Genomic DNA, 13,227 nt, shown 5'->3' on the forward strand with positions numbered 1-13,227 from the left:
CCTGTTCTCGGCATCTAAGCCGAAGTCAGGCAGAAATTCCACTTATCTCCGCTGTCCAGATTTCCCGAACCACCTCTTTAGCTATTGCTTTTGTAGATCGCTAAACATTGATCCCGATAGGTTTTGATCGCGGTCAATGCTCTTTCATCCCGAATCTTCGACGTTCTCCTCATCACAAGGGAATTGGTGTCGGAGGGCACATGAAACTGATATGGAAAGCGGCGGTCGGCGGCGCGGGTGCGCTAGCCGCAGCCTGGCTCTTTGCGCTTTCAACACCCCATTGGCTGACGGCGAAACACGAAGCCGCTGTCGATGTCACCGACAAGGCTTTGGTCGAAAAAGGCGAATATATCGCCCATGCGGGCGACTGCGCTGCGTGCCATACGGCACCGGGAGGCAAGGCGTTTGCGGGTGGGCTCGGTATGCAGACACCGCTTGGCACGATTTATTCCACGAACATCACGCCAGACAGCGAAACCGGTATTGGCGGCTACAGCTATACCGACTTCGAACGTGCGGTGCGGCAGGGTGTGCGTCAGGATAATGTCCATCTTTATCCGGCAATGCCATTTGTGTCCTATACAGTCGTGAATGACGAGGACATGAAGGCACTTTATGCGTTCTTCATGTCGAAGGTGGAGCCGGTACAACAGGATAACCAGCCCAGCACCTTGCCATGGCCGACCAACATGCGCTGGCCGCTCGCTTACTGGCAGCTGTTCTTTGGAAATTCTCGTCCGTTCGAAATTGCAGCGGACACTGATCCGGTGATCGCACGCGGCGCTTATCTGGTCGAGGGTCTTGGTCATTGCGGCGCGTGTCATACCCCACGCGGTCTCGCCTATAAAGAAAAAGCGGTGATGGACGATCCGAAGGGCAAGTTCCTGTCCGGCTCGGTTCTGGAAGGCTGGTATGCGAAAAACCTGCGCGATCAGGATACAGGCCTTTCGACATGGGCCGAAGACGAGATCGTCACCTTCCTCAAGACGGGGCGCACCGATCGCACGGCGGCGTTCGGCTCGATGGCCGATGTCGTGCAGCACTCGACCCAATATCTTGCGGAAGATGATCTGCGTGCGATTGCCCGCTACCTGAAGTCACTGCAGCCAAGCGAGGGACGTGAGCGTGAATGGCAGCCGAAGGAAGACGTAACGACAGCGGCACTCAAGGCGGGAGATTTCAGTGCGCCGGGCGCTTTGTCTTATGTCGAACAATGTTCGGTCTGCCATCGTATGGACGGAAAGGGTGCGCCACGCATTTATCCGGCGCTTGCCGGCAACTCGATTGTCTTTGCCGACGATCCAAGCTCGCTCATTCAGGTCACGCTGACCGGGGGAAGGACGCCTGATACGCCGGCGGACAAGATGGCTTTCACCATGCCGGGTTTTGCCAATCTTCCAAACTGGCAGGTCGCCGAAATCCTGAACTTCATTCGCAACGGCTGGGGCAATCACGGCGCTGCCATAACGGAGCAGGATATCGCGCGTATGCGGCGTGAAATCGCTCACAAGCCCGTCCATTACGTTCCGGAGAACAAGCAATGAAAACCAGTACGATTATCGTTCTCTGTGCCGGTTTTGCCGTGGCAGTAACGGGCGGCGCCTTCCTCTTCAATCACCTGCGGCCCTCGCTGGATGCCCCGGCTCCCCAAGCTTATGCGGTTCTGGACAAGGACAAGAAGCAGGTCGGAACCTATGTCATCCCGCCGGACCGTGACATTCTCAAGCAGCCGAACGCGCCCGAGATCATGCATGGCAAGCGGCTGCTCAACGAAACCGCGCGGCTCCTGCCCGACAATGTCGGTAACGGTCTTAACTGCAATTCCTGTCACATGGGGCAGGGCAAGATGGATAACGTTGCTTCCTATATCAACACCAGTAATTTCTATCCTGCCGTCATGCCCCGCGCAGGCAAGGAAGTCGATCTGGTGATGCGCATCAATGGTTGCTTCCAGCGTTCGATGAACGGCAAGCCGCTGCCGCCTGAGGGGGCCGACAGGAAGGCAATGATCGCCTATATGGACTGGCTGCGGCAGGATGTGAAAAAGGGCACGAAAGTGGCGATCCGCAATGCCGGTACCATTGATGAAAGTCTTGTTCCCGATCCGGTCAACGGTGCGAGGATCTATGCGGCCCAGTGTTCGACCTGTCACGGCACCGATGGCGAAGGCATGAAGGATCAGGCTGGCGACTATATCTTCCCGCCGCTCTGGGGCGATGAAAGCTTCAACATCGGCGCTGGGCTGGCCCGAACCTACAAGGCGGCGCAGTTCGTCAAATATGCGATGCCGCCAGCCCAGAACTACAATCTGCCTATCGGGCAGGGTGGTGTTCTGACCGATCAGGAAGCCATCGATGTGTCGGAATATTTCACCCACATGCCGCGTCCTGACTTTGCAGGCAAGGTGAAGGACTCGCCCAACATGAAGAAGCCGAAAGATGCGCGTTATTAGAGCATTTCCAGTAAAAGTGCGAAGCGGTTTTGCGTGGGATAATGCGAAAGAAGCCAGCATTTCCAGCAAAAGTGCGAAGCGGTTTTGCGTCGGATAATGCGACGAAACAATTAGTTAGAGCTGTTCCGGCAACTCCGTTTTGACCGGAACCGCTCTAAATGACATCGCCAAGAAAAGTGCCCCGCCATGTTCAAGCCAGGTGGGGCATTTGAATTTCTACGCCGAAGTTTTGCCGAGCGAAAATCTCTCTGCTATTCATACTGCGTGAAAACAGAGAGACAGAGCGGCTCCAATGATTCAGTATAAGTTGGAAATGCTCTCGGAGACTGCATGAGAAAACTTCGCTACCAGCGGCGTCAGTCGCGCTCTGCAGTGTGGGCGCTTCGGCTTGGCATTTTTGCGCTCGTGCTGCTTGCGATGGCGTTTCTTCTGCATCGCTTCTGGACACTGGAGACACCGGATCTGGTGCTGCTTGCCGGATTGAGCACTGGTCTTGCCGCTCTGGCTCTTCTCTGCTCGGCTAAAGGTTTTCGCAATCTCTGGGTCAATGGCGACAAGGGCGGCGCACGCTCCTTCTGGGGCGGCATATTCGCTTTTGCCGTGTTGCCCCCCGTCGGGCTGGTAGCAGCTCTGTGGTATCTCTCTCCACCCCTCTACGACATTTCCACTGATTTCGAGACGCCGCCGCAATTCCCGTCCAATATGCCGCCACGCCTGCAATGGATGAACCCGCTGACAGTGGCAGTGAGTGGCGATGCGCTGACCCAGTTGACCGCTTATCCCGATGTGGTCGGACGCCGCTATGAAGCCGCACCGGACCGCGTTGCGCAAGGGGTTGAGACGGTTCTGAGGACTTTCGGGTGGCAGGAGATCGCGCGGAACGCTTCTTCACCGGAACAGAACGCCACGCGATTTGCGGTGACCGCGCATAGTTTCATTCTGGGCCTGAAAAGCGATATCGTTATCCGCCTGCTCGATGAAGGTGAAACCACCTATGTCGATGTGCGTTCGCTGTCACGCTATGGCAAGCGCGATATGGGGCAGAATGCCGGTTTCATTACCGATTTTCTGGGAGCGCTGGAAGGCGAAGTCAACAAGGCTCCAGCGGATGTGGAATAATCAGCCGGGAAGATAGATACTGCCCAGCGACGGATGGCCGTCTGTCGTGACTTCACCACGTCCGACCAGATCTTCCAGATGTGCCAAAACGGACAACGCTGCGGCACCATGCAGTCGCGGATCGGTCTCGCGATAGATCACTTTCACCATCTCGCTGATTGTCCGGTCGCCCTGTAGAACACACTCTAGAATGGCACGTTCGCGCATCTTGCGATGGGCACGCAGGCCACGAACGAAGGCGGCAGGCCTGGTCACGGCGCCGCCATGCCCCGGCAGATAGACCTTGTCGTCGCGTGTCAGCAGTTTTTCGAGCGAGACCATATAGTCGTTCATGGAGCCGTCGGGTGGCGCGACGATGGACGTCGCCCAGGCCATGACGTGGTCTGCGGAAAAAAGAACGCCCGTTCCCTTCAGGCCGAACGCCATGTGATTGGCGGCATGTCCGGGAGTATGAATTCCTTCCAAAGCCCAGCCATCACCTTCGATCATGCTTCCGTCGGTCAGTGCAATATCCGGAATGAACTCTGTATCGGCGCTTGCCTCAAGCATGTTCGTTTCGCCCGCATAATAGGGGCGGGCAGGGCGATGCGGTCCCTCGGCGACAGTGCGAGCGCCAAGGCTTTCCTTCAGACGCTGCGCCAAAGATGAATGATCGCGATGGGTGTGGCTGACGAAGATATGGCTGACCGGACGACCAGCGATGGCTGCTAACAGGGCGTTGTAATGCGCCTCATCTTCCGGGCCGGGATCGATGATCGCCAGCGTATCCGTGCCGATAATATAGCTGTTGGTGCCGTGAAAGGTGAAAGCGCTCGGATTATTGACGGTGAGGCGTAAAATGCCTTTACTCAGTTCAACCGGCTTCCCATATTGGGGCGTGAAACTGCTGTCGAAAACAAGCGCCATTGAAGCGGCTTCCATTCTTCTTTGGTTTGATTGATGAAACGGCATAGGCCTTATATAGTCGGGTTGCAAACGTGAACAGTCACGCAGGCTGACAATCACGTCAGCGGGCAGTTTCCGGGGAATTTCGCATCCCGGTGTCTGTCGCCGCGTCAAAAGTGGAGTTGGATATGCCTCATAGAGCAAAGTCTCGCGTCGCCACCGCCTCTCTCGCAGCAGAATATCTGCCCACCAGACAACTGGCTCGTGCTTTCTGGTTTGTCGGGCTTGCGCTGATCGGAACGGCTGTTCTCACCATTTCCGCCAAGATCAAAGTCGATCTGGTCTACGTCAATGTGACGATGCAGACCTTCGCTCTCTTTGCAATTTCAGCGCTTTACGGTTCGCGGCTCGCCGTGGCGACTGTCGCTCTTTATCTGCTCGAAGGTGCGCTTGGCATGCCGGTTTTTACAGGAACGCCGGAGAAGGGCATCGGTCTTGCCTATATGGTTGGTCCGACAGGTGGTTATCTGCTCTCCTACCTTGCCGCTGCCTGGATCGTCGGACGTGCTGCCGACAAGGGACTGGCGCGTAACCCTCTCGCTCTCGGCGGTGCAATGCTACTCGCAGAAGCCGTCATTCTTTTGATGGGTGCAGGCTGGATGGCTTATCTTTTCGGTATGGAAAAGGCGATTGCCTTCGGGTTCGGCGCTTTTATCGTCGGCGATCTCGTGAAACTCGCACTTGCCGCATGCGGTGTCCCTGCGGTGATGTCACTTTTGAAGCGCTGAATTTTTATCGGTTCTGTATGTTGAAAGCCGGGTCGTTGGCCCGGCTTTTTCCTGTTTCGGTTGAAACTGCTTCGCAATTGACAGAGATCTCTTCAACAAGCTTTGTCGTTATAAGAAATCTGCTTTTACGGGGAGAATGATTTGCACGTCGAAACTCTGGTGGTCGAGCCGCTGACAAAAGACGCTTTTGCACCTTTTGGTGATGTCATCGAGACAGAAGGAGCCGAGCTTCGTCTGATCAACAACGGCACGACCGAGCGATACCACGATCTCGCGCGTGTCGAAGCCGCTGGCACTGAAGCAAGGGTTCTCGTCAATATTTTCCGCGGACAATCGTTCGAAGCGCCAATCGACATCGCCATGATGGAACGTCATCCTTTCGGCTCGCAGGCATTCGTTCCATTGAACGGCAGGCCGTTCCTTGTGATCGTCGCTGAGGATGACGGAGGCAAGCCTGCACGTCCGCGTGTTTTCCTTGCGTGTGGTGGTCAGGGCGTCAATTATCTGCGCAATGTGTGGCACCACCCGCTACTGGCGCTTGAGCAGAAATCCGATTTTCTGGTTGTCGACCGGGCAGGCAAGGAAGACAATCTGGAGGAATTTTTCTTCTCCAGTACCGCCTACCGCATTGAAACGACGCAACCTGCCTGAGCTTCATTGAGGGATATTATGGGTAAACTTTCCACACATGTTCTCGACACTGCCCATGGCAGCCCTGCGGCGGCGATGCGCATTGAGCTTTATCGTATTGCCACAAACGGCGTTTCCGAACTCATCAAGCGGACGGTGACCAATCTCGACGGACGCACGGACGCGCCTCTGCTTTCCGGTGATGAATTGCGCACCGGCACTTATGAGTTGCAGTTCCATGTTGCCGAATATTTTGAGGGACGCGGTGCGGAACAAGCCAATCCGCCGTTTCTCGACCTAATTCCGATCCGCTTCGCAATCGCCGATGTTGATGGAAACTACCATGTGCCGCTGCTTGTCAGCCCGTGGTCCTATTCAACGTATCGTGGAAGCTGATCCGGACTTATCCCCTTTTCGGGCAGACGAACTAGACTCCTGGCATTATCCATTGCGAGGAGCTGTTCATGGACCAAACCCCAAATCTGAAAATGCCCTTAGGCGCAGAAACATGTCACTCATAATGAGGCATTGCTGCTGCTCGATGCTATTGTGCATCTAAGCGTCAACTCGCGGAACCGGCCGAATCGCCGGAAACACCTGTCAGTGGAGATCACTATTTCGTGGCTGCGGCTGCTGTGGGGGCATGGGCAGGAAAAGGCGGCGCAATAGCATCTTTCATTGATGGCGGATGGTTGTTCGTGACGGCTGCTATCCTGGCAGGCCTATGTCGAAGATGAAGCATCGTTGCTGGTTTTCGACCGCATACTCTGGAAGAGCGTTTCGTCGGTTCCGGAAAATTTGTCCCTGTCCATGCTGGGCATTCATGCCACTGCCGATGCGGTCAACCGGCTTGCGATCTCGTCGAATGCCAGCTTGTTCAACAATGCCGGTGCCAGGGCATCAGGTGAAGGTGAACAAGCAGGCGGTGAGCGATACGGCAAGCCTTTTATATCAGACCAACTGGACCGGCTTCGCCAAAATGGGGCTGAACGGCAGTAATGATTTCAGCGTGAAGATAAGCAGCGATACTGGATAATGGCGGGAGGCGATCAGGATCGATCACGCGGCCAGCAATGTTGCAGTCGGTTCGATCTGGCCGCAGACGCGGCTTGATGTTGATGTTCCTATACGTCCCGCATCCCATACGGTCTCGATGCTGCCCTTTCCCGCAATTCACGGCGCAGGCGCGTTGGTCTTCGTCAGCGATGCCCCGTCAGGCTCCGAAATGGCCGATTCTGATGGCGAGACCTGGCGCAGCGTTCGCACCAGCACCATAATTGCCTGACAACAAATGCGGCGGATTGGCCGCTTACAGTTACCAGAGACAGTCTACGAGCCGTAATTTAGCCAAAAGAAGTTTGTTAAGCGCCTGAAACGGCAATTGATATAGTCCTACCGGAGGACTCATGTTAACGGTGGCGAGAAATTAGAATGCTTCGCAGCTATGGCGTACGGCAAGTCGCGAAGGGATTGACTAAGCTTTAATCCCCATTAGTAGTATAAATAGCCTTATGGCGCTGGAATCGTTCCGGTATTTCTCTCCGGCGGAGAGCGGGATAACACGCGTATGAGTTTGAAATATCCATGGCAGAGATTGGCGCTTTTGCCCCGCGCCAGCAAACAGATCATTCTGATGCTGAGCGATTGTGTCCTGCTGTTGTTGAGTGCTTATCTGGCTTTTGTCATCCGTCTCGGTTTCGTTTTCGTGCCGAACGAGGGGCAAACGTTCCTGATTTTCATCGCGCCCGTTCTGGCAATTCCGGTTTTCATTCGGTTTGGACTTTACCGCGCCATCATCCGTTATCTGGCTGAACGCGCGATCTGGCCGATTTTCCAGGCTACCGCCATCGCCGCGCTTTTCTGGGTTGCGCTCGTTTTCCTGATGGAACTTTACGGTAGTACCGGTCTGCCGCGTTCGGTTCCGTTACTCTACTGGCTTTTGAGCACGGTGTTCATATCGGCCAGCCGTTTCGGTGCGAAATGGCTTTTGCGTAGCTCCGAGACGGACAAACGTTATACGAGTTCAGCACTGATTATCGGGGTGGGCGAGCCTGCTCGCCAGTTGGCAACTGCGCTCCGCAGCCATAGCGATACATTGGTTGTCGGCTTTGTCGATCCTGATGGTCAGCTTAACGGCATGGATATTATCGGGCTGAGGGTCTATGGCGTGGAAGACATTCCCGCCTTGATCGAAAACTACGGTATCAAGCAGGTGGTTGTATCCGAGCCTGCGCTGGAACAAAAACAGCGTCAGGATTTTGCGCGGCTTCTGGGGCGCCTTCCAGTCAATACGCGTATTCTTCCACCAATTGCCGATCTGACGGCCGGGAAATATCTTGTCAGTTCGCTACGCAATGTGGAGATTGACGATCTGCTCGGACGTTCGCCGGTGCCGCCGGATGCTGCTCTGCTGCGAGAGGTGGTCGAGGGGCGGCGTATCATGGTCACGGGGGCGGGCGGCTCTATCGGCAGCCAGCTCTGCCGTACCATCGCGCAATGGAACCCGGCCAACATCGTTTTGTTCGAGTCGAGTGAATTCGCACTTTACAATATTGAGAGGCAGCTCAGGCAGATCGCCAGTTGCGAGATTGTGCCGATCCTTGGGACGGTCAGCAACCGGGACTGCGTTGAGAAAGCCATTCGCGACAACAATGTCGATACGGTTTATCATTGTGCAGCGTACAAGCATGTGCCGCTTGTCGAGAAAAACCCGCTGGTCGGTATATTCAACAATGTGTTCGGCACGCTGGAAGTGGCGCAGGCGGCTCTCAATACCGATGTGGAGCGCATGGTCCTCATCTCGTCCGACAAGGCTGTACGACCGACGAATGTAATGGGCGCAACCAAACGCTGGGCCGAATTGGTCGTCTATTATTGCGGTTTGCTGGCCGAGCAATCGGGAAAGAAGAAGGCGTTCTATTCCGTCCGTTTTGGCAATGTGTTGGGGTCGAACGGTTCGGTTGTTCCGCTTTTTCGTGAACAGATTGCCGGTGGTGGTCCGATTACGCTGACGCATGAGGACATGACCCGCTACTTCATGTCGATCAAGGAAGCTGCCGAACTTATCGTGCAATCTGGTGGCATCGCCGCGTCGGGAGATACGGTTCTGCTCGAAATGGGCGAACCGGTGAAGATCCGCGATCTGGCCGAGAATATGATCCTGCTGGCAGGGCTGACCGTTCGAAACAACGAGAATCCGCACGGCGATATTGCAATTGAGACGACAGGGATTCGTGAAGGCGAAAAGATGTACGAGGAACTCTTCTACGATCCGTCACTGGCACAGCCCACGCGCCATCCCAAGATCATGCGCGCGCCGAAAGGCAACAAGGCAGCCGTGGATGTTCCAGCCAGCCTTGCCGCACTGCGTATTGCCATGGAAAGCGGTGATATCGATGCCGTTCGCAAGGTGTTATTCGACGTTATAGCTTCCTGAAGCGCCCGCGAAAATACAGCAGCAGAACCAGTGTTGCGACAATTGCCACGAGCAGGAAAGCGATCTGGGTGATTGTGTGGTCCAGAGCAAGCAGCGCAACGGCGCAGGCAACAAGAATCACATTCAAAAGCGCTACATGGCCAATCACCTTGAGCACGCTCCAGCCGGAGCGTTTCGCGGCCTGATAGGCATGTTTAGAATGTGCTTTCAGGATGTTCTCGCCCTGGCTTAACCGCATCACGATGGTCGTGCCTGCGTCGAGAATATAATAGAGCGGCAGGATCAGCGCGACGGCGATATGCGTTTCCCGTGCGAGCAGGATTAGCGCTGTTCCTGTGATCAGGCCAAGTGGCAGACTTCCAGAGTCTCCCAGAAAGATCGTTGCTGGTGGACGGTTGAACAGGGCAAAGCCCAGCACTCCACCTGCCGCGATGATGCCGATACCGCCGCTTTCGAGCCCGGCAAGGCCAAGGGCGGCCAGAATTCCGATCCCCGACAGCGGAATCCCTACGCCTGCGGCAGTCATAAGATCGAGACCGTCCATGAAGTTGGTCACATTGATCGCGACCACCAGCGCGAAGAAAATGAGTATTGCCTCCAGCCAGTAGGGCAGGAGGTCCGGCAGCAACCGGAAATCCGGACCCAGGCCGTAGACAACCAGTCCGGCAGCAATGAACTGCGATCCCAGTCTGATGATCTCTGAAAGCTCATAGTGGTCATCCAACCCGCCGACGATCCAGAGCAAAAGCGAGGCCCCGGAAAGGCAAAGTGCCAGAAATGCGTTGATTTCCAGATCCGGCGCAAAGATCAGTAACGTCGCGATGATTGCGGGAATAATTGCCAGCCCGCCGATCTGCCGCGCTACCGTCGTATGGTTGGAACGCGAACTCATACGAGCTGCGAGAAAGCGCTCGGGCAAGAGCCGGTTTAGCAGATAGAGACCGATGCCGCACAAGGCAGCGCTGACGAGAAACGAAATCAACAAAAACAGCATAGTGAATACCGAAAATACACTCTTCCGTAGGAAGTAGCAGCTTTGAAGCCGGACGCAAATCGGCGGTTTCGTTTTAGGGAACAAGTGGCAACGATATGCGGTTGAAAACGTTCTTCACAGGACCTATAACCCCGAACGGGATTTCGCGATTAGGCGATTGCGCTCGGGTTTCGAAGCGGCTATAAGGCCGCGCAACCGGATGCTTCGAAATGCTTCGGTCTGATTTGTTGGGGCGTAGCCAAGCGGTAAGGCACCGGTTTTTGGTACCGGCATTCCCTGGTTCGAATCCAGGCGCCCCAGCCATGAATCATGCGTAAAATCAACGACTTATTGATTTTACTTAATGTTTCCCGGCTGGGAATCCTCACGCTTTTTTTCATTTCGCCGACTGTGCACAAAACTGTGACACAGAGCTATGACACATGCCGATTCGCCCTGGTCGGTTTGTCTCGTGGCTCCAAACGGCGAGTTCATTATGGCAGTCAGACATCAGGTTCAGAATCTTCAACGGCGCGGAAATATCTGGGACGCAATATTGGTTCGCGTCACCTTGCTTTCAGCCTCAAACAATCTGATCATCGACAAGCAGGCCACATGGCCCGCAAGCTCAATCTTCTGCTTTATGAAATTGCAGAAAACCCGCGAAGTGTATTGATGTCGAAAGAAGCTCTTGAAGGATTATTCCAATCCGAAATCGCGCGGATGAATGACCATATGGAGAACCCGCAATTTGCAGGCCAGCGCACGCCGACGGGGTTCCATCAGATCGATAATCTGACTGCCGATCTGGAAGTCGGGTGGGCTTATAGGCTTCTGGAAAATTCGGCACCCGCCGTGTCCTGTTCGAAGAGGAAGGTTGCCAGGGGTGGCGCTTTCTTGAGCAGGCGAAGGTGCCAGAGAGCCTCCGCCAAGACATCGCGACATCTTATCGTGGTGAACGCGAAGACGCAGAAAGTTCGCGCTTCGTCGACGAAATGCGCGCCCTCATGCAAGAGCACCGCCTGCCTTATTCGATCCTTAATTTCGAAAAGGCCAAGGCTGAATATTTCAAAGCGCATGAGGACGTTCTGCTCAATACCGATGATCGCTATCTCATCGATTATCCTGACGAGCAGGCTGAACCAGACCCTGCCCGGCCAGCACCAATTGTTTCGGTTGTAAATGTGGAACATGTGCCGGATATCATTCCACAGCCACAGCCACAGCCACAGCCACAGCCACAGCCACAGCCACAGCCACAGCCACAGCCACAGCCACAGCCACAGCCAGTTGTGGAAAATCCTGTTCCTGTATCAGCATCTGACATGTTGGGGCTTACTGGGCAGGACTTGCCAGTGAAGCAATTCATGAAGCAGTGCGACCTTCTGATCGCCAACAACCGTGAGAACTGGAACGAAGACACGGCAAAGGACGTCAAGACAGTTGTTCGCATTTTCTGCGGTATTCTGGACGAGCACAATGTTCTCACGAGCAGCGGCATTAACCATACCCACTTGGCGGCGTTGCGCCAGCATTTCAATAACATCCTTGCCAGATGGGGAAGTAGTTCGCGTTACGTGGCAATGACGACCGTGCAATTACGTGAGGCGACAGAACGGGAAGTAATCCGCGCACAAAAGCTTAATTTGCCAGCACCCAAGGTCGGCTTGTCGAGTGGAACAATCAGGCGTCATCTTGGTAACCTCGAACAATTCCTGAACCATCTTGTCGCGTCAGGTTTCATGTTGCGGGCATTTACGTTTAAAGGAATCAAGCCGAAGAAACGCAGCCTCGCATCCGTTCGGGCGCTGACTGCTAAACCCGGCCCTGAGCAGGTTGAACCGATCTTCCAGCTTCCGGTGTTCACCGGTTGTGCCGGGCCGATGCCGCAGGAAATGCGGGAGTTCGGGCAGATCGTATATCATTCGTCCCTTTATTATGTGCCAATGCTTTACGCATATCTGGGCGCAAGACGCGCCGAATTTACGGGCCTCATGGTTGATGATGTGGTTTACGCAAAGGATGAAGGTATGTGGTCCATCAAAATTCGGAAAAATGAGCTCCGAGGATTGAAGAACCTCCAATCAGTCCGCGATCTCCCCGTACCAGATGAGCTTATCCGACTGGGTTTTATCGACTACGCAAAGCGTTTGAAGGAACTCGGACACAGATGTTTATTTCCGGAATTGGTCGCTCCAGGACGCAAAAACGACACCGGTGATCGTTTCTACAAGAGCTTTGTCCCTTTGCTGAAAGCGGAAACGGGGCTTGGTGATCAGCTTTGGGGTCGTGCAATCCATGCCCTGCGCCATGAGTTCAGCAACACGCTGAAACAGAAGGGGATAGAAATGTCGATCATGGAAGACATTACCGGGCATCTGGGCCGAACGGAGGGAGAGACACGTTATACGAACATTGCCAGCTTGACGGTGATGAAGAAAACAATTGACGTGTATCCGGTCATTACGGGCCATCTGCAACCACAGCCCCTACGCTTGTTACCGTATGTCGAGGCAAAAGAACCCGCACCCTGGTTTAGAAAAGAAAAAGAGCAGCCGTCCCGGCGTCGCAATCCGTAATCGAGAAAACAGCGCGACGTCGTTAGGTGTCGCGCTGTATCTATTATCAACGTGGGAGGCATCCATCGAACGGAACGGAAAGTGTAGCAGACCCGTGTTTCGGACGTAGGTTCGGGGAATATATTCCATAATGCAAACGACGTTTGCATCGATGGGACCAGTACGCGATATGGATTGTAAGAATTTCCCGGTACTTCATTTGAAGTTGCAGGGAGGGGGCCGCGATGTGTCGGCAAGTCGTTTCGATTTGCCCGTGACGCATTTCAAATTTCAATAATTTGCAGTAACCCGATTCAAAACTTGGGAAGAGCGTTACGGAGTTACGGGCAATCGTTGCTGAACCCGAGATTTCCGATTCAAGCGTA

Annotated in this window: 10 protein-coding genes, 1 tRNA gene and 1 pseudogene; 10 read left to right on the top strand and 2 right to left on the bottom strand. The window is 54.7% G+C overall.

The annotated features are described in order from the left end of the window. Positions 1-200: 200 nt before the first annotated feature. The 3 genes from FIB18_RS22810 (at position 201) to FIB18_RS22820 (ending at position 3,571) form a co-directional block, all read left to right on the top strand. Complete coding sequence (locus FIB18_RS22810) at positions 201-1,544, top strand: c-type cytochrome (RefSeq protein ID WP_140023044.1); 1,344 nt, start codon at positions 201-203, stop codon at positions 1,542-1,544. Next, a complete protein-coding gene (locus FIB18_RS22815) occupies positions 1,541-2,452 on the top strand; it encodes a c-type cytochrome (RefSeq protein ID WP_140023046.1) in 912 nt (303 codons plus the stop codon). The genes FIB18_RS22810 and FIB18_RS22815 overlap by 4 nt, the downstream gene beginning before the upstream one ends. A gap of 330 nt (positions 2,453-2,782) precedes the next feature. Continuing rightward, entirely contained in the window at positions 2,783-3,571 is a 789-nt protein-coding gene (locus FIB18_RS22820; RefSeq protein WP_140023048.1) for a DUF1499 domain-containing protein, read from the top strand. Here the strand turns inward: FIB18_RS22820 and FIB18_RS22825 are convergent, their stop codons facing one another. Then, entirely contained in the window at positions 3,572-4,477 is a 906-nt protein-coding gene (locus FIB18_RS22825) for an MBL fold metallo-hydrolase (RefSeq protein WP_140023050.1), read from the bottom strand. It abuts the gene before it with no gap. A gap of 167 nt (positions 4,478-4,644) precedes the next feature. Between FIB18_RS22825 and FIB18_RS22830 the strand changes: the two genes are divergently transcribed. The 5 genes and pseudogenes from FIB18_RS22830 to FIB18_RS22850 all read left to right on the top strand — a co-directional run bounded on the left by FIB18_RS22830 (position 4,645) and on the right by FIB18_RS22850 (position 9,310). Next, a complete protein-coding gene (locus FIB18_RS22830) occupies positions 4,645-5,244 on the top strand; it encodes a biotin transporter BioY (RefSeq protein WP_140023052.1) in 600 nt (199 codons plus the stop codon). A gap of 141 nt (positions 5,245-5,385) precedes the next feature. Beyond that, positions 5,386-5,895 (top strand): ureidoglycolate lyase, encoded by a 510-nt coding sequence (locus FIB18_RS22835; RefSeq protein ID WP_140023054.1) that lies wholly within the window; start codon positions 5,386-5,388, stop codon positions 5,893-5,895. A gap of 18 nt (positions 5,896-5,913) precedes the next feature. Further along, positions 5,914-6,270, top strand: coding sequence for a hydroxyisourate hydrolase (gene uraH, locus FIB18_RS22840; protein ID WP_061345181.1), 357 nt, complete (start codon positions 5,914-5,916; stop codon positions 6,268-6,270). Between the two features lie 68 nt (positions 6,271-6,338). After that, positions 6,339-7,159: pseudogene (locus FIB18_RS22845) on the top strand (DUF2793 domain-containing protein). 282 nt (positions 7,160-7,441) lie between these two features. Further along, positions 7,442-9,310 (top strand): polysaccharide biosynthesis protein, encoded by a 1,869-nt coding sequence (locus FIB18_RS22850; RefSeq protein WP_140023056.1) that lies wholly within the window; start codon positions 7,442-7,444, stop codon positions 9,308-9,310. On the opposite strand, the gene FIB18_RS22855 is transcribed toward FIB18_RS22850, so the two are convergent. Further along, positions 9,297-10,304: an MraY family glycosyltransferase gene (locus FIB18_RS22855; RefSeq protein WP_140023058.1), complete on the bottom strand. Its 1,008-nt coding sequence runs from the start codon at positions 10,302-10,304 to the stop codon at positions 9,297-9,299. The two genes, FIB18_RS22850 and FIB18_RS22855, sit on opposite strands and share 14 nt — an antisense overlap. Before the next feature lie 228 nt (positions 10,305-10,532). Here FIB18_RS22855 and FIB18_RS22860 point away from each other — a divergent pair. Next, positions 10,533-10,607, top strand: a tRNA-Gln gene (locus FIB18_RS22860). A gap of 587 nt (positions 10,608-11,194) precedes the next feature. Continuing rightward, complete coding sequence (locus FIB18_RS22870) at positions 11,195-12,862, top strand: site-specific integrase (RefSeq protein WP_158295735.1); 1,668 nt, start codon at positions 11,195-11,197, stop codon at positions 12,860-12,862. Positions 12,863-13,227 lie beyond the last annotated feature (365 nt).

It is taken from the genome of Brucella pecoris (genome assembly GCF_006376675.1).
Lineage (GTDB): Bacteria > Pseudomonadota > Alphaproteobacteria > Rhizobiales > Rhizobiaceae > Brucella > Brucella pecoris.